This window comes from Leisingera sp. ANG-M1, from assembly GCF_000813745.1.
GTDB lineage: Bacteria > Pseudomonadota > Alphaproteobacteria > Rhodobacterales > Rhodobacteraceae > Leisingera.
This window is the reverse complement of record NZ_JWLC01000024.1, coordinates 76,426-93,609: the sequence shown is the minus strand read 5'-3', so window position 1 is coordinate 93,609 and position 17,184 is coordinate 76,426. Positions and strand designations below refer to the sequence as shown.

The window sequence follows — 17,184 nt, the reverse complement described above, 5'->3', positions numbered from 1 at the left end:
CAGGGGGGAGGGGAAATGGCTCTCAGGCCGCTTCGACCAAAAGCATGTCGTCGATGTTCCAGCCCAGCGTGACCTTGCTGTTCACCCGCAGCGTCTCATCCGGCAGGTTGCCCGGCACCCGCGCCGTCAGCCGCTGGCCCGAGACCAGCCGGACCAGGTATTTTGTCGAGTTGCCCACATAAAGGAACTCTTCAATCACCCCCTCGGCGCGGCAATCCGCGGGCTCTTCTCCGCGCAGGATGCGCAGGCTTTCCAGCCGCAGGGTGAACGTCGCCTCAGACGACGGTCGGGCAAATCCGCTGCGCATCCGGCCCGCGAAACTCTGTCCGCCAGCGTCGATGGTGATGACCTCGCCGCCGCCATCGGTGACACGGCCGCTGAGCAGGTTGGTTTCGCCGATGAAATCCGCCACAAACCGGTTTGCCGGCGCCCGGTACAGCTCATCCGGGCGGCCGGTCTGCATGATGCGGCCGTCGTTGAATACGGCAATCCTGTCCGACAGCGTCAGTGCTTCTTCCTGATCGTGGGTTACAAACAGGATCGTCGCACCGATCCGGTGGTGCAGCTGCTTAAGCTCAAACTTCATTTCCTCGCGCAGCTTCGCATCCAGCGCCCCCAGCGGCTCGTCCAGGAGCAGGATCGAGGGCTCAAATACCAGCGCGCGCGCCAGCGCAATCCGCTGCTGCTGGCCGCCTGACAGCTGCTTGGGCCGCCGGCCGCCGTGCTGCCCCAACCGCACCAGATCCAGTGCCCGGGCCACCCGCTCACGGATCTCGGACTTGCCCAGCCCGCGCATCTGCAGCGGAAAGGCGATATTGTCCGCCACGCTCATATGCGGAAACAGCGCGTAGTTCTGAAACACCATGCCGATATTGCGTTTATGCACCGGCACCGGCACGATCGAGCGGCCATCCACCAGAATGTCGCCCCGGGTCGGCACCGTGAACCCCGCCACCATCATCAGCGTTGTCGTCTTGCCCGAGCCCGACGGGCCCAGGAAGGTCACGAATTCACCCTGGCCAATGTCCAGGTCAACCGCTTCCGCTGCCTGCACCGGCCCGTAATGTTTCGAGAGATCCGAGATTTGAATTCGTGAGCCGCCCTGCATCGTGTGAAGCTTTCCCTAGTCCATGTTGCAGCACGTTTCGGTTCGTTACAAAAGTAAGGAATGCTTTTTACATTTCCGTTACACTTGCCGTCATTTGCGCTGTTCAATACATAGATACACAGGAATTGGACTTCTCCAAAATCGTAAGATTTTCGGTAATAGTAAGCTCTACTTATTTTGAGGAACGGCATGAACGAAAAACAGCTGCGTGCCTTCAAGCTGGCGATCGAAACCGGCACCCTGGCCCAGGCAGCCCGGCTGATGCATGTCTCCGCTCCCGCCGTCAGCCAGATGCTGACGGCGCTGGAAGAGGAGCTGGGGTTCTCGCTACTGCACCGCCGCCAAGGCCAGGTAACACCGACACCGCACGGGCTTTACTTCCTGCGGGCGGCGGAGCAGGCAGTTTCAGCGCTGGAATCCGCCCGCGAAACCGGCCAGATGCTGCGCACCAACCCGCTGGGCCAGATCCGGGTTTCGGTCTCGGCCGGCATGTCGCTGCGGATCGTGCCCCGTGTGGTGGCCCGGTTCCGTCAGGACTATCCCGCCTGCCAGGTCTCGGTTCAGGCCCGCACCTCCCCCCGCACCTTGGATCTGGTTCTGCACCAAGTCGCCGACATCGGCATCGTCGACGCCCCCTTTCAGGAAGGCCGCGGCGACGGCATCTCCTTCCGCATCCCGCTCGGCTGTGTGTTCCGGGAAGACCATCCGCTGGCGGCGCTGGAGACCGTCACCCCGGCGGACGCGGCCCCTTACCAGCTGGTGACGCTCAGCGGCAATCTGAAGCCCACCCAGTCGCTGCTGGCCGCCTTTGGCGAGGCCGGCCTCGCCCCCAGTCTGGCGGCCGAGTGCAACTTGTTCTCATCAGTCATCGCCACCGCCCTCTACTCCGATCTAGTGGGCTTTGCCCCCGGCCAGTCGGAGAGCCACACCATGGATCTGCCAGACATGGCCTTCCGCCCGTTTGAACCGCCGGTGTTCTATGAATGCACCGTGCTGGAGTCCGAGGCCAAGGATCTGGTCACCGAGCGCAAACGCTTCATGCAGCTCTTGCTGGAGGAGCTGAGCAAGGAATACGGGCCGCCGGTTCCGGAACTGTAGCGCCGCCCTACCCCGGCCCGGCCAGATGCCGGGTCGCCATCGAGAACAGCTCGGCCTGCGACGAAATTCCCAGCTTGGAATAGGCATGGTGCCGGTGCACTTTCACGGTGCCTTCGGCAATGCCAAGATAGGCAGCCGCCGAAGGGGTTGAATGCCCCTGCAGGATCAGCTGCACCACCTCCCGCTCGCGCGGGCTGAGCATACCGGTGCCGAAAGTTTGCATCCGGTCTTCCCAGCCCTCCGGCTGATACCCCTCTGCCGGCTTCTCCGCCTGCCCCCACTGGCGCCGGATCGCGGCAGAGATCACTGGGAAGACCGCGTTCAGCCTGTCCGTGTCCGCGGGCTCAAACCGCTGCGCCCGGGCAAAACGGGCCAGGGACACGATGAACCAGCTGTCGGCACCGTCCGGCACCAGCACACCGATTTCATCGCTGATACTGATCTTGCGGTAGAAGGCGCGGTAGTATTCCGAGCGGTAAAACGCTTCGGGCGCCAAATCCATCAGCCGGTAAGCCCCCGGTGCACAGCCATTGCGGCAGGCCTGATAGAGAGGATCCAGCAGGTAAGGGCCGCTGGCATAAAACTCTACTGTGATCGCCGCCTGCAGCTCGTCCAGGTCCTGATAGAGCGACACCGGCGGCATCGCGCCCTCGTAGTGCGAGGCGATCATCGAATCGAAACTGCAGCCCAGCGACAGGATCTGCCGCAATGCCTGCGGAAAGCGCTCGGTGCCGATCATTTCGGCCAGAGCCGCCGTGGCAGCAACCCAATCGGAGGCAAGCGCGGGGAAGGCGGGATCGTCGCTCATCTCTATACCTATAGATATATATCCTTAGCTAAGTTTACCGGCATAAGCGCGGATTTCAAACTGGGTTCCAAGCAACTTCCAAGCCAAACGGAGCCCTCACATGACATCCACTTCCAGCGTAAACCCCGTGCAGGGCGATCTGGCCTTCACCCGCGACAGCGACCGCGGAGTGATTGCCGAGGCCAGCTATGCCGGCGCGCTCAGCTTCATGCGCCGCCGCTATACCCGCGATCTGAGTGCCGCCGATGTGGCCGTCATGGGCGTGCCCTTTGACCTCTCGGTTTCCAGCCGCTCCGGCACCCGCCTCGGGCCCCGCGCGGTGCGCTCAGGCTCCAGCCATATCTCCTGGTCGAAACCCTGGCCCTGGGAAGCCGACCCCTACGAGGCGCTGCGCGTCGTGGATTACGGCGACTGTGAGTTCGATTACGGCTATCCTCACAAGGTGCCGGAGGAAATCGCCCAGGCCGCCCGCGACGTGCTGGCGACTGACACCGCACTGCTGTCCATCGGCGGCGACCATTTCATCACCTATCCGCTGCTGAAGGCGCATGTGGAAAAGCACGGCCCGCTCAGCCTGATCCAATTCGACGCCCATTCCGACACCTGGGCAGATGAGGAGGGCCGCATCGACCACGGCACCATGCTGTGGCACGCGATCCGCGAAGGGCTGGTGGACCCGTCCCGCTCGGTCCAGATCGGCATCCGCACCCACAACCCCGACCCGATGGGCATGAACATCATCGACGCCATCGAAGTCCAAAAATCCGGCCCCGAAGCGGTGGCGGAGAAAGTTCGTTCCATCGTCGGCGATCACAAGACCTATGTGACTTTCGACATCGACGCGTTGGAGCCCGCCTCTGCCCCTGGCACCGGCACACCTGTGATCGGCGGCCTCTCGCCCTACCAGGCGCAGGAGATCATCCGCGGGCTGGCGGGCATCGACGTGGTCGGCATGGACGTGGTCGAGGTCGCGCCCGCCTACGACATCTCGGAAATCACCGCCATTGCCGGCGCCACCATCGCCAACGATCTGCTCTGCCTCTACGCCGTCGGCAAATCCGGCCAGCGCTGAGGCATATCCAACAGGGAGGAAAACATGTCCAAAAACAGCCTCATGACTGCAACCCTGCTGGCCGCCGCCCTGGCGGCGCCGGCAAATGCCGGAGAGCTCGCCATCTACAACTGGGCGGATTACTTCGGCGAAACCTCGGTCTCCGGCTTCGAGGAGGCCACCGGCACCAGGGTCACACTCGACTATTTCGACAGCAACGAGGTACTGGAGACCAAGATGCTGGCAGGTGGCTCGGGCTATGACGTGATCTTCCCCGCCGCCTCCAATGCCGAGCGCCAGCTGCAGGCAGGCGCCCTGCACCCGATCGACACCTCTCGGCTTCAGAACTACGGCAACCTGCGCCCAGAGATCCTGGCCTCGCTCGACAAGGTGCCGGGCGGGCGCAAGCTGGGGGTGCCCTATACTTGGGGCACCATCGGCATCGCCTATAACCCGGCACTGGTCGCCGCGCGGCTGGGAGACATTCCGGTCGACAGCTGGGACCTGCTGTTCAACCCGGACTATGCCGCCAAACTCAAGGACTGCGGCATCGGTGTGCTGGATTCCCCGGTCGAAATGCTTTCGGTCACCCTGAACTACCTCGGCGCCGACCCCTACTCCGAGGACAAGGGCGAGATCGCTCAGGCGCAGGAGCTGCTGGCCACGGCAGCGCAGAACGTCAGCTACTTCAACAACCAGAAACCCTCTACCGACCTGCCCGCAGGCAATGTCTGCCTGGCAGTGATGTATTCCGGCGATGCGGGCATCGCCCAGGCCCGGGCCATGGATGCGGGTAACGGGATCGAAATCCTCTACGCGATCCCCAAGGAAGGCACCCTGATGTGGATCGACCTGATGGCCATCCCGGAAGACGCGCCCAATGTCGACGAAGCCTACGCCTTCATCGACTACATGCTGCAGCCCGAGGTAATTGCGGATGTGTCCAACACCGTCTTCTTTGCCAACGCAAACGCGGCCGCCGATGCGCATGTGCTGCCTGAGGTGCTGTCTGATCCAGGCATCTACCCGGATGAAACCACCCTGGCCCGGCTGTTCCCGGACAAAAGCCTCGGCGCCAAAGCCCTGCGCCAACGCACCCGCGCCTGGACCAAGGTGAAATCGGGGATTTGATTTCTAAAGGGGCCGTTCTGCGGCCCTTTCTGCCAGCTCCGGACGGACGGCGCCCGCCAGCGAGAAATGAACCGGGAACATCGCGGTCAGGAAGCGGAACACAATCCGCACCGCTTCCTCCCGGTCGAACCGGTCCGGGTGCAGCAGAAAGTCGGTCCACATCCCCTCCAGCATCGCCAGCGTGCCATGGGTGGCGTCCCGGGCAACGCCCGCCGCATCTTCGCAACCCGCTTCCCGCACGATCCGCACAAAGGCGTTGTGGATCATGTTGCGCAGCCGTCCGTCGCGGGTGTCCGAATACTCGGCAATCACTGTCCTGTTGCGGGCCTCGCCGCGGAAGGCATACCAGATGCTCACGTTGCGCCGGTTCAGAACCCGTTCGCTCAGGTCGCCCCGCACGATCATCTCAACCCGCTCCTGCGGGCTGTCGCCTGCCGTCTGCAGCAGCGCCTCGATACCGTCGTAATACTCTTCCGAGGAATGGCGCGCGGCGGCATGCACCAGGTTGTCCTTGCCGCCGAAGTGCAGGTGGATCATGCCGCGCGACAGCCCGGCCCGCTGGATGATCTCGCTTACCGAGGTTTCCGAGATCCCCTTTTCGGCCACCGACTCCAGCACCGCCTCGATCAGGGCAAGGCGGTTCTGCTCGCGGTTCTGTTCCCTTTTGCCGGTCATCCGGCCTCCGATCCATCAATCGCTTCTGCGTTTGGCCCGCGCTGATATGCGCTTTGCCAGCCTGCATCAAGCGGCCCGTTTCCCCAATCTAGGCACATCCCGGCAATTTCTCCAAGCAAAATGGACGTTTGTACATTTTTTTCAAAATCCTGTTGACAGAAGGCCCTGCCAGCCGTCAGATTTTGATGGACGATTGTCCATTTTTTGATGGACTGCCTCGCCCGCAGACCTTTTGCAAGCAAGGGAGTGACATGGCCGGATTACTCAGAACCGAGGCTGGCAAAGGCCTGGCGCTCAGCGCGCCTGCGTCGCTTTATGTGGGGCTGCTGGTTGCGGCGCCGCTGGGCATTCTGGTGGCCTACAGCTTCTGGACCCAGACCTATGTCGAGATCGACAAGACGCTGACCTGGGCCAATTACCTGGAGGCCGCCACCGATCCGCTGGTGCGCCATCTGATGCTGCGCTCCATCCTGATTGCCGGCGCGGTGACTGCGGCAACGGTGGCGCTGGCCTACCCGATTGCCTATTTCATCGCCTTCCGCACCCAGAAGAAAACCCTGTGGCTCTTGCTGATCACCATCCCGTTCTGGTCCAGCTACCTCTTGCGGGTGTTCAGCTGGAAACTGATCCTCGGCTTCAACGGAGTGCTGAATTCGGCGCTGATCTCGCTGGGGCTGATTGACGAGCCGCTGACCTTCCTCCTCTATAACGAATTCGCCGTGGTGCTGACCCTGGCCCATGCCTGGGCGCCCTTTGCGATCCTGCCGATTTACGTGTCGCTGCAAAAGATCGACCGCTCGCTCTTGGAAGCCGCCACCGATCTCGGCTGCTCGAAACTGGAACGCTTTGTCCGCGTCACCCTGCCCCTGACCGTGCCGGGCATCATTGCCGCCAGCCTGATCATCTTCATCCCCACTGTCGGCGACTACGTGACCCCGTCGCTGGTCGGCGGCTCGCAGGGCAAGATGATCGCCAACCTGATCCAGGTGCAGTTCGGCCCCGCCAACAACTGGCCGCTGGGCGCCACTCTGTCGCTGGTCGCCATGGCTTCGGTCGGCTTTGCCGCCATCCTGTTTGCCGTCCTGGCCACCGCATTGGGGAGGAGGATCCGTTGAGCACTCCGATGAGCGAACCCCTGAACAAACCGCTGAGCCCCGCTGTCAGCAAAGCCCGGCGCAAGCCCATCCGGTTTCCCTGGCTCCTGGCCTACGCCGTCGGCTACCTGATTTTCCTGTATCTGCCGGTGCTGCTGCTGCCGCTGTTCTCCTTCAATGACGGCACCATTGTGGCCTTCCCGATGAAGGGGTTTACGCTGAAATGGTACGCCCAGCTGGGCGAGCAGGACACATTGCTTCAGGCGATGATCAACTCGCTGACCGTGGGTGCCGTCACTGCGCTGGTGGCAACCTCCTTGGGCCTCTTCGCCGCCCGCGCCTATGTGCGCTACCGCTTCAAGGGGCGCGAGCTGTCGGAAGGGCTGGTGATGCTGCCCCTGGTCATCCCCGGCATCATCGTGGCGTCGTCGATGCTGGTCTTGTTCATCTCGCTAGGGCTGAAACCCTCGCTCACCACGGTGATCCTTGGCCATGTCTTTGTGGCGCTGCCGTTTGCGGTCTCGATCATGAAATCCGCCTTTGACGACTTTGATCAATCGCTGGAGGAAGCCGCCTTCGACCTCGGCGAAAGCGTTATCGGCACCTTCCGCCGGGTGACCCTGCCGATTGTGGCGCCGGGCATTGTTGCCAGCCTGCTGGTCACCTTCACGGTGTCGTTCGACGAGTTTGTGCTAGCCTTCTTCCTGTCCGGCAACCAGCCCACCCTGCCGGTCTACATCTGGAGCCAGATCCGCTTCCCGGCCAAGCTGCCGAACACGCTGGCGCTCGGCTCACTCTTGCTGCTGGCCTCGGTGCAGCTCTTGCTGACCGCCGAATACTTCCGCCGCCGCTCCACCAAATCCGCCAGTAAATCCGCCTGAATGAGGACCATCAGATGACCGATCAGAACATCATCGAAATCTCCGGGGTGGAAAAGCGCTTTGGCACCTTCACCGCGGTCAAGGATCTGAACCTGACGCTGAAAGAGGGCGAGTTCTTCTCGCTCCTCGGCCCCTCCGGCTGCGGCAAGACCACGGCGCTTAGGATGATTGCGGGCTTCCAGGACCATGACGCGGGCAGCATCCGCATCGCAGGCCAGGACATGGCCCATATCCCCGCCAACAAGCGGCCGGCCAATATGGTGTTCCAGTCCTATGCGATCTTCCCGCATCTGAACGTCGGCGACAACGTGGCCTTCGGCCTGCGCAAGCTGGGCCTCAGCAAGGCGGACATGAAGACCCGCGTCGCCGAGGCGCTGGAGATGGTCGAACTCGGCGGGCTGCAGGCGCGCAAGGCGGATGAGCTCTCCGGCGGCCAGCGCCAGCGGGTGGCCTTGGCCCGGGCCCTGGTGATGCGGCCTAAGGTGCTGCTGCTGGATGAGCCCTTGTCGGCGCTCGACAAGAACCTGCGCGAAGCGATGCAGCTGGAGATGCGCCGTCTGCAGCAGAAGCTGGGCATCACCTTTGTGATGGTCACTCACGACCAGTATGAGGCGATGACCATGTCCGACCGCATCGGCGTGATGTTTGCCGGCAAGCTGGAGCAGGTCGACCGCCCCGAGGTGCTCTATGCCCGCCCCTGCAACCGCCGGGTGGCGTCCTTCATCGGCGGTATGAACTTCCTGGATGCGCGGGTCACCGGCGACAACGGCGCTACGGTGGATGTCAACCTGCAGGGCTTCGGCCCGCTCACCATCGATGTGAACCCCAACGCCCCGGCCCGCAGCCCCGACCTCTTGGCGGGCATCCGCCCGGAACAGCTGGAGATCGGCGCGCAGCGCCCCGAAGGATATGACGCCTGCCTGCAGGGCACCGTCAGCGACATCGCGTTTTACGGCGAAAGCGTCCACTACTACGTGCGCGCCGCGGGGGTGGAGCAGCCGATCTCAGCCGCCGTCCCCAACTACTTCCACACGGTTGATCACAAACGCGGCGATCAGGTCTGGCTCGGGGTGCAGAACGCCTCAGTCATCGACCTGGGCGCCCGCGACGCCTGAGCACATCAGGCCACAGGAATAATAGGGAGGAAAACAATGAAACACTTCAAAACGGCCCTGGCCGCGGCCACTGCCTTAACCGCCTCGGCCACCATCGCGTCCGCCGATGCCGCCAGCCTGTCGGTCTTTGACTGGTCCGGGTACGAGGATCAGGGCTTCTATGGCGACTACGTCGCAAAATACGGCGGCGCGCCCAGCTATACCTACTTCGGCAGCCAGGAAGAGGCCTTCACCAAGCTGCAATCGGGCTTTGCCGCCGACCTCGCCCATCCCTGCACCGACGGGCTGCGCAAATGGGTGGCTGCGGGACTGCTGAAACCCATCGACACGTCGAAAATCAGCAACTGGGATAAACTGCTGCCGCAGATCAAGGACGTGGACGGCGTCACCATCGACGGCAACACTTATATGGTGCCGTTTGAATGGGGCAACACCGGGCTGATCTACCGCACCGACCAGATCGCCGACGCCGATATCTCGCTGCAGCTGCTGGCCGACCCCGGCTACCAGGGCAAGATCGCCATTCCCGATGCCGCCTCCTCGGCCTATGCAATGGCCGCACTGGCCACCGGCGCCTCCAGCTATACCGACATGAGCGAGGAGGAATTCCAGAAGGCCTCGGACTTCCTGCGCTCGATCCACCAGAACGTGCGCTTCTACTGGTCTGACGCCGGCCAGCTGGATCAAGCTCTTGCCAGCGGCGAGGTCACCATGGGCTGGGGCTGGAACCAGTCGGAGCTGAACCTCATTTGGAACGAGACCCCCGCCAAGATGATGCGCGACGTGGACAAGGGCATCGCCACCTGGGTCTGCGGCTATGTGCATCTGAACTCCTCGACCCAGAGCGACGAGCAGGTCTATGACATGCTCAATGCCCTCAGCGCCGAGGCCAGCGGCAAATACATCATCGAAAGCTGGGGCTACGCGCATTCAAACGCCGATGCTTTTGCTGCAGCCGACCCCGAGCTGGTCAAGACCTACGGCTTTGCCGACGTGAACAGCTTCTTCGAAGGCAGCCTGTTCTTCGACGCCGTCAAACCAGAACTCGAAGGCCGCATGCTGAAAGAATTCGAGCGCATCAAAGCCGGCTTCTGATCCCCTCCCGGCGGCAGGCCACAGCGCCCGCCGCCGCCAAAACACTCTCTGACTTAAAGGATGTGCCAGCATGCCAGGCGCAAATGGGTATTCCGTTCTGTTCGAGCCGGTGAAGATCGGCCCTGTCACCGCCCGCAACCGCTTCTTCCAAGTGCCCCATTGCACCGGCTTGGGCCATGTGCGCCCGCAGGCCGAGGCCGCAGTACGCGCGATGAAGGCCGAGGGGGGCTGGTCGGTGGTCTCCACCCAAGAGACCGAGATTCACCCGACTTCGGACCTGGGCCCCTATGCCGAGCACCGGCTGTGGGACAAGCACGACATCCCCGCCCTGCAGCTGATGACGGAGCAGGTTCACGCCAAGGGATCGCTGGCGGCAATCCAGCTGGCGCACAACGGCCATCACGCCACCAACCACCTGACCCGCGCCCCGGCGCTGGGGGTCAGCGACCGGCCCATTGATGCGGTCTTCCCCAAACAGGCCCGCGCCATGGACAAGCAGGACATCCGCGACCTGCGCCGCTGGCACCGCGACGCCGCCTTGCGCGCAAAAGAGGCCGGGTTCGACATCGTCTATGTCTACGCGGGCCACCAGATGACCCTGGCGCATCACTTCCTGCTGCCGCAGTACAACACCCGCTCCGACGAATACGGCGGTTCGTTGGAAAACCGCGCCCGCCTGACCCGGGAACTCCTGGAAGACACCCGCGAAGTGCTGGACGGCCATTGCGCCGTCGCCTTCCGCTTTGCTGTCGACCAGATGATGGGCGCCGATGGAATGCAGGCCAGCGAAGAGGGCCGTGCCGTGGTCGAGATGCTGGCCGATCTACCCGATCTTTGGGACGTCAACGTCGCCGATTGGAGCAACGACAGCCAGACCACCCGTTTTCAACCCGAAGACGGCTACCAGATTCCCTACACGGATTTCGTAAAGCAGGTGACCAGCAAACCAGTGGTCGGCGTCGGCCGCTTCACCTCGCCGGACCTGATGGCCTCTCTGGTCTCCAAGGGCGTGCTGGACCTGATCGGTGGCGCCCGCCCCTCCATCGCCGACCCCTTCCTGCCGAAGAAGATCGAAGAGGGCCGCATCGAGGACATCCGCGAATGCATCGGCTGCAATATCTGCGTCTCGGCCGACAATCTGGGCGTCTCCATCCGCTGCACCCAGAACCCCACGATGGGCGAGGAGTGGCGGCGCAAATGGCACCCCGAGAAGATCGCCCCGAAACAGCGAGAGGAAGCCGCCTTGGTGGTCGGCTCCGGCCCCGCCGGCCTGGAATGCGCCATGCAGCTGGCCAAGCGCGGCTATCAGGTCACCCTGGCCGAAGCCGCCAACGAGTTCGGCGGCCGGGTCCTGAACGAAAGCGGGCTCAGGGGCCTCTCGGCCTGGAAACGCGTTGCCGACAACCGCCTCTGGGACCTGCAGCAGCGCGCCAATGTGCAGATGTTCACCGGCAGCAAGCTCGGCGCAGCCGAGATCGTGGAACTGGGCATCCCTAGTGTCTTCCTCGCCACCGGCAGCACCTGGCACCGCGACGGGCGCGGCCGAACTTCTCCACAGTCTCTGGACATCAAGGACCTGCCCGTTTTCACCCCGGATGATGTCATGGCAGGCGAGCTGCTGCCGGACAGCGGAGCGGTGCTGCTCTATGACGATGATCAGGGGTATATGGGCGGGGTGCTGGCCAGCCAGCTGGCCGCTGCTGGGCGCAAAGTGATCCTCGCCACCCCCGGTGCGATTGCCTCTGCCTTTACCGAACTGACGCTGGAACAGCACCGGGTACAGGCCGAGCTGCTGCAAGCCGGCGTCGAGATCATCCCGCTGCACAGCCTGCAGTCAGCGGACGGCACCGGCGCGGACCTCGCCTGCGTCTATACGGACCGCCTCCGCCGCGTGGACTGCGCCAGCTTGCTGATGGTCACCTCGCGCCAGCGCAACACCGCACTATATGACGCCCTGAAGGCGAACTACGCAGACAGCTTCACCACGCTGGAACTGATCGGCGACGCCGCCGCCCCGGGCCTGATTGCCGATGCGGTCTTTGCAGGCCACCTAGCGGCCCGCAACTTTGAACGCGACCCGGCGGCGGCCGATGCCGAATGGTTCCGCCGCGAATTGATCTCTCTCCAAGACATGGGAGGCACCTGAATGCCCAGTGATGACCTGCAGACAATGCGCGAACTGATGCAAAGCTACCGCGAAGGCTTTGCCCTGGACCGCCATTTCTACACTTCCGAGGCCGTCTACGACCACGACATCAAGATGTTCTGGAACCGTAACTGGATCTGGGTTGGCCATGTGAGCCAGATCGCCGAGCCCGGCGACTATTTCCTGTTCGACTACGGCCCGGAGTCGGTCATAGTGGTGCGCGACCGCGAGGGCGACGTGCGGGCGCATCTGAACGTCTGCCGCCACCGCGGCTCCCGCGTCTGCCTCGAGAAACAGGGCACCGCCCGGGTGTTTTCCTGCCCCTACCACGCCTGGACCTTCGGCCTGGACGGGAAACTGCGCGGCGGCCGTTCCATGGGGCCGGACTTCGACCCGTCCGAATACGGGCTGTTCCCGGTGCAAGTGCAGATCTTCCAAGGTTTGATCTTCATCTGCGCCGACGAGAAACCGCCGCCGCTGGAAGAAGGCCTTGCCAAGCTGGCGCCGCTGTCGGCGCCGCTGCAGCTGGAGAACCTGAAACTTGCGCATGAGGCCTCCTACCCAGTGCCCGCCAATTGGAAGCTGGCGCTGGAGAACTACCTGGAGTGCTACCACTGTGCGCCCTCGCATCAGGAGTACTCCCGCAGCCACTCGCTGAAGGATCCGGCGGATGTCGAGAAATACGCCGATGACCTGCGCGCGCGTTCCACCGCCATCGGCCTGCCTGCCGAGGAATTCGACCAAACCGGCCCCAACGCCCCCGCGCCCGGCGCCGATCTCTACTGGCGCCGCTACCCGCTGTTCCCCGGCTACCAGACCGGCAGCAAGGACGGCGCGCCGCTGGCACCGCCTCTGGGAGAACTCTCAGGCCTCGACGGCGGCGCCACCGACCTGTCGGTCGGCCCGCTCAACTACTTCCTGATCTATGCCGACCACCTGGTCGGCTACCGCTTTGTGCCCCGCGGCCTGCAGGAGACCGATATCCAGATCGCCTGGTATGTGCGCGGCGGCGCCGAAGAGGGGCGCGACTATGACAAGGAGGCGCTCACCTGGCTGTGGCATGTGACCTCGCTCGATGACGAGCGGATCATCCGCCACAATCAGGAAGGGGTGAACTCCTACCGTTTCGTGCCCGGGCCGCTGTCCGAGATGGAGTGGGGCATCTCGGGGTTCTACAAAGGCTACTTCAGCATGATCTAACGGCTGGCCCTGGCGTACTGCAAGACAACTAAAAACACCCGGCCATAACCCCATGGCCGGGTGCTGAGTGGTCAGGCCTATATCACAACCTGACGGGAGATTAAGGCAGCGGGGCATGCGGTCATGCCCCGCTTTTGTTTCAACTCACTTCCTGCCCGCCACAATCCGGTCGAGGATCAGCGCGCAGAACAGGATCGCAAGCCCAGCCAGGATGCCTTGCCCCGCGGCGGCATACTGCAGCGCTTCCAGCACGTCCTCGCCCAGGCCCTTGGCACCGATCAGCGAGGCCACGACAACCATTGCCAGCGACAACAGGATCGTCTGGTTCACACCCGCCATGATCGTCTTATGTGCCAGCGGCAGGTCGACACGCCACAGCAGGTACCGCGGCGTGGCGCCAAAGGCGAGCGCCGCCTCGCGCACGGTTTCCGGCACCTGCTGCAAGCCCAGCACGGTAAAGCGGATCACCGGCGGGCTGCCAAAGATCATGGTGGCGACCACACCCGCCGGCTTGCCCGAGCCGATGAAGGCCACAACCGGGATCAGGTAAACAAACGACGGCATCGACTGCATGAAGTCCAGCACCGGCCGCACCACCGCGAACACCTTCGGACGCCGCGCGCAATAGATGCCCAGCGGAATGCCCAGGGTGATCGAGATCAACGCCGCTGCACCCAGCAGCGCAATGGTGGTCATCGCCTTTTCCCAGAAGTCCAGCAGACCCAGATAGGCCAGCGCCGCGCCGGTAAATATCGCCACCCGCGCACCAGCCGACAGGTACGCCAGCATCACGATGACCAGCGCCACCACCGGCCAGGGCGTATCAACCAGCACTACCTCGATCCAGTCGAGCAGCGTGCGCATCCCCGCGGTCAGCCCGTCAAAGAAGCCGCGGCCCGAGGTCTTGGTCCAATCAAACGCTGCCTGCACCCCATCACCCACATTCAGCCGCCAGTCGCGGTTGGTTGGGAAAGCATTCAACAGCGAGAATGCATCCGGCATGGCAAATTTCACCGCCGAAAGCACCACAACTGCCGCCGCCAGCACCGCCGAGACCGCCAGCCGCGGCAGCGACCAGCCGCTTGCCACGCTGCGGTCCGAGCGCCAGCGGGCAAACTGCCCCTCCAGCGTCCAGTTCGCCAGCGACGCCGCCAGGAACTTCACCGCCAGCAGCAAGGCAATGCCCACAACAAGATAAATGACCCCGCTGGCATTCGCCGCCGCGGCTGCCTCCTGCGCACTGGCCAAGGCGCCTTCCAGCGACTCCGCCGCGCGCTTCAGCGAGTCCAGCGAAGACGCGCCCGACGCCTCAGCCGCCGCGATCTGCTGATGGCGCAGTTCCAGCGTCTGGGCGATCTGCTCGGCCCGGATGCGGAAATCACGGCCCAGGTCTCCGAACAGGCCCAAACCGATCTGGATAAACGCCAGGGTTTCCAGCACCAGGAAGCCCAGGAACCAGGACCACAGGCCCCGCGCCCCGAACCACACCGGCCCCAGAACACCCGCTGCCCAGTTCAGGGTAAAGCGGTAGCCCGGCGCCTCCATCATGTAGCTGAAGACCTGCTGGTAGTAGGTCTGCGACTGGCCGGTGAACTCGCCCACCAGCGCATTCAGGCGGCCGGCGGTTTCCGGTTTGATCTGTGATTGGTCGATGTGTTTCATCACCACCTCCTTACGCCTGGCTGTCCTGAATGGCGCGGATCAGCCCCGCGCGGTTGATCACCCCGACGGTGCTTCCCGCATCCGCCACCTTGACGATCCCATGGCCGTCGACAGCCAGATCCATCAGGTCGCTCAGATCCATATCGGGCCGCGCCACCTTGGCATCCGCCGGCAGGGCGCCATGGGTGGCTTCAAACTCTGCCACTGGCTTCATTACTGAGTGGGCAAAGATCATGTTGAGCTTGGAGATACCGGCCACGAAGTCCGCCACATAGTCATCGGCCGGGTTGAGGATGATCTCCTCCGGCGTGCCGATCTGCACGATGCGGCCGTCCTTCATGATGGCGATGCGGTGGCCGATGCGGATCGCCTCATCCAGGTCATGGGTGATGAACATGGTGGTCTTGCCCAGTTTGCGGCTCAGCTCCATGAACTGGTCCTGCAGCTGCTTGCGGATCAGCGGGTCCAGCGCCGAAAACGGCTCGTCCATCAGCAGGATTTCCGGGTCCGAGGCAATAGCACGCGCCAGACCCACCCGCTGCTGCATACCGCCGGACAGCTCATGGGCGTATTTGTCCTCCCAACCGCTCAATTCTACCAGATCCAGCACCCGGTCGGCCTCTTCCCATCGGCGCGCCTTGCCGGTGCCGCGGATCTCCAACGGCATCGCCACATTGTCGCGCACCGTGCGGTGCGGCATCAGGCCAAAGTTCTGGAACACCATGGCAACGCGGCGGTTGCGCAGGTCGCGCAGGCCTTCGGCGTTCAGCCCCATCACATCGTCGCCATTGATGTAGATATGGCCCGCCGTGGGCTCCAACAGCCGGTTCACATGGCGCACCAGCGTCGACTTGCCCGAGCCCGACAGGCCCATCACGCAGAACAGCTCGCCCCGCTCGATCTGGAAACTGGCGTCCGCCACCCCGACCACGCAGTTGAACCGCTCCAGCACTTCCGGCTTGGTCAGCCCTTCCGCATGAATGGCCTTCAGCGCCTCAGCCGAGCGCGCCCCGAAAATCTTCCAGACGCCGCGTGCGTCAATTGCGATGTCACCCGCCATGGCCTCCCCCTGTCTTCATAAGTCTTGCAAAAGCCCCGCCGCCGCACGGGGCGGCAGGGCCAAAGGTTGCGATCAGTTGAGGCCGAGCCAGCCGTCGACAATCGCGCCATTTGCTGCCAGCCAATCAGACACCGCCGTGTCGATCTCCTGGCCCTGGATCACAACAGCGTAGGTAAGCTTGGACAGCTCGCCCGCATCCATGTCGATCTGGCTCAGGAAAGACGCCGCCGCCGGGTTCCGCTGCTCCAGCGATTTCGAATAAGCCACGGTCACCGTCTTCACCTGGTCGCCGGTGGTGATCGAAGAATTGGCGTACCAATCCGCATCCTGATCCGGCTGGATGATCTTATAGGCGCTCGGATCGTGCTCCGGCTCTTCGATCATCGTCACGTCATAAAGCGCATGCACATAGTGCGGCTTGTAGCAGTAAAAGACGACACCTTCCTTCTGGTCTACCGCATCCTTCAGCCGCGAATAGAACACGGTTTCATCCTCGGTCGACGGCTCCAGGAAGGTTTCGATGCCGTAATCGCGCACCTTCACCTTGTGCACGTTAGTCGAAGCCCAGCCCGAGGCTCCAACCCAGATCTCGCCCTTGCCGTCGCCATTGGTGTCATAGGCCTCCTGCGCTGCCGGGGTGGCAAGGTCGAAGACCGACTTCATGCCGTGCTCTTCAGCCATATAGGTCGGGGTGCAGAAGCCCGAGCGCCCCTCGTAGCTGCCCGTGGACAGCGCAACGGTGCCTTTCTGGCCGACATATTCGTCCGTGAAGGACGACTGGTTCGGCAGCCAGACGTCCGGGTGCACGTCGATATCGCCGCGGCCGCCGTCCATCGCGGCAAAGATCACCGCGTTGGCGCCGGGGGCATAGCCTGCCTCGCCGCCCAGGCGGGTTTCGATCACCTGGCCGATGATCCGGCTCATGATCTTGGCGCCAGGCCAGCTGGGCTCGCCCACCATGACCTTCTCCTGTGCCATGGCACCGGTGCCCAAAGCGGCAATTGCAGTGGCTAACGCAAGATGTTTCATCGTTTTCTCTCTCCTGTTGATGTGAGGTGAA

At 63.4% G+C, this 17,184-nt stretch carries 15 protein-coding genes; 9 read left to right on the top strand and 6 right to left on the bottom strand.

Annotated elements, in window-relative coordinates:
- Window positions 1-22 precede the first annotated feature (22 nt).
- Window positions 23-1,108, bottom strand: coding sequence for an ABC transporter ATP-binding protein (locus tag RA19_RS19310; RefSeq protein WP_039165735.1), 1,086 nt, complete (start codon window positions 1,106-1,108; stop codon window positions 23-25).
- 189 nt (window positions 1,109-1,297) lie between these two features.
- Here RA19_RS19310 and RA19_RS19305 point away from each other — a divergent pair, with 189 nt between their 5' ends.
- Window positions 1,298-2,206, top strand: a complete 909-nt coding sequence (locus RA19_RS19305) for a LysR family transcriptional regulator (RefSeq protein ID WP_039165732.1) — start codon at window positions 1,298-1,300, stop codon at window positions 2,204-2,206.
- A 7-nt stretch (window positions 2,207-2,213) separates the two neighbouring features.
- Here the strand turns inward: RA19_RS19305 and RA19_RS19300 are convergent, their stop codons facing one another.
- Window positions 2,214-3,014, bottom strand: a complete 801-nt coding sequence (locus RA19_RS19300; RefSeq protein WP_039165730.1) for a helix-turn-helix transcriptional regulator — start codon at window positions 3,012-3,014, stop codon at window positions 2,214-2,216.
- A 100-nt stretch (window positions 3,015-3,114) separates the two neighbouring features.
- Between RA19_RS19300 and speB the strand changes: the two genes are divergently transcribed.
- A complete protein-coding gene (speB, locus tag RA19_RS19295) occupies window positions 3,115-4,086 on the top strand; it encodes an agmatinase (RefSeq protein WP_039165727.1) in 972 nt (323 codons plus the stop codon).
- Between the two features lie 42 nt (window positions 4,087-4,128).
- Complete coding sequence (locus tag RA19_RS19290) at window positions 4,129-5,196, top strand: extracellular solute-binding protein (RefSeq protein ID WP_241479107.1); 1,068 nt, start codon at window positions 4,129-4,131, stop codon at window positions 5,194-5,196.
- Window positions 5,197-5,199: 3 nt separating this feature from the next.
- Here RA19_RS19290 and RA19_RS19285 read toward each other — a convergent pair whose 3' ends face one another.
- Entirely contained in the window at window positions 5,200-5,871 is a 672-nt protein-coding gene (locus RA19_RS19285; protein ID WP_039165721.1) for a TetR family transcriptional regulator C-terminal domain-containing protein, read from the bottom strand.
- Window positions 5,872-6,122: 251 nt separating this feature from the next.
- On the opposite strand from RA19_RS19285, the gene RA19_RS19280 reads away from it, so the two are divergent.
- The 6 genes from RA19_RS19280 (at window position 6,123) to RA19_RS19255 (ending at window position 13,402) form a co-directional block, all read left to right on the top strand.
- Window positions 6,123-6,986, top strand: coding sequence for an ABC transporter permease (locus RA19_RS19280; protein WP_039165801.1), 864 nt, complete (start codon window positions 6,123-6,125; stop codon window positions 6,984-6,986).
- A gap of 8 nt (window positions 6,987-6,994) precedes the next feature.
- Window positions 6,995-7,846: an ABC transporter permease gene (locus RA19_RS19275; protein ID WP_152615829.1), complete on the top strand. Its 852-nt coding sequence runs from the start codon at window positions 6,995-6,997 to the stop codon at window positions 7,844-7,846.
- A 14-nt stretch (window positions 7,847-7,860) separates the two neighbouring features.
- Complete coding sequence (locus tag RA19_RS19270) at window positions 7,861-8,961, top strand: ABC transporter ATP-binding protein (RefSeq protein ID WP_039165717.1); 1,101 nt, start codon at window positions 7,861-7,863, stop codon at window positions 8,959-8,961.
- Window positions 8,962-8,997: 36 nt separating this feature from the next.
- A complete protein-coding gene (locus RA19_RS19265) occupies window positions 8,998-10,056 on the top strand; it encodes an ABC transporter substrate-binding protein (protein WP_039165714.1) in 1,059 nt (352 codons plus the stop codon).
- A 70-nt stretch (window positions 10,057-10,126) separates the two neighbouring features.
- A complete protein-coding gene (locus tag RA19_RS19260) occupies window positions 10,127-12,202 on the top strand; it encodes an oxidoreductase (RefSeq protein WP_082020627.1) in 2,076 nt (691 codons plus the stop codon).
- Window positions 12,203-13,402 (top strand): aromatic ring-hydroxylating oxygenase subunit alpha, encoded by a 1,200-nt coding sequence (locus RA19_RS19255; protein WP_039165712.1) that lies wholly within the window; start codon window positions 12,203-12,205, stop codon window positions 13,400-13,402.
- Window positions 13,403-13,546: 144 nt separating this feature from the next.
- On the opposite strand, the gene RA19_RS19250 is transcribed toward RA19_RS19255, so the two are convergent.
- The 3 genes from RA19_RS19250 to RA19_RS19240 form a co-directional block, all read right to left on the bottom strand.
- A complete protein-coding gene (locus tag RA19_RS19250; protein WP_039165710.1) occupies window positions 13,547-15,064 on the bottom strand; it encodes an ABC transporter permease in 1,518 nt (505 codons plus the stop codon).
- A gap of 10 nt (window positions 15,065-15,074) precedes the next feature.
- A complete protein-coding gene (locus RA19_RS19245) occupies window positions 15,075-16,124 on the bottom strand; it encodes a quaternary amine ABC transporter ATP-binding protein (protein WP_039165709.1) in 1,050 nt (349 codons plus the stop codon).
- A 72-nt stretch (window positions 16,125-16,196) separates the two neighbouring features.
- A complete protein-coding gene (locus tag RA19_RS19240) occupies window positions 16,197-17,153 on the bottom strand; it encodes an ABC transporter substrate-binding protein (protein ID WP_039165707.1) in 957 nt (318 codons plus the stop codon).
- Window positions 17,154-17,184: the final 31 nt, after the last annotated feature.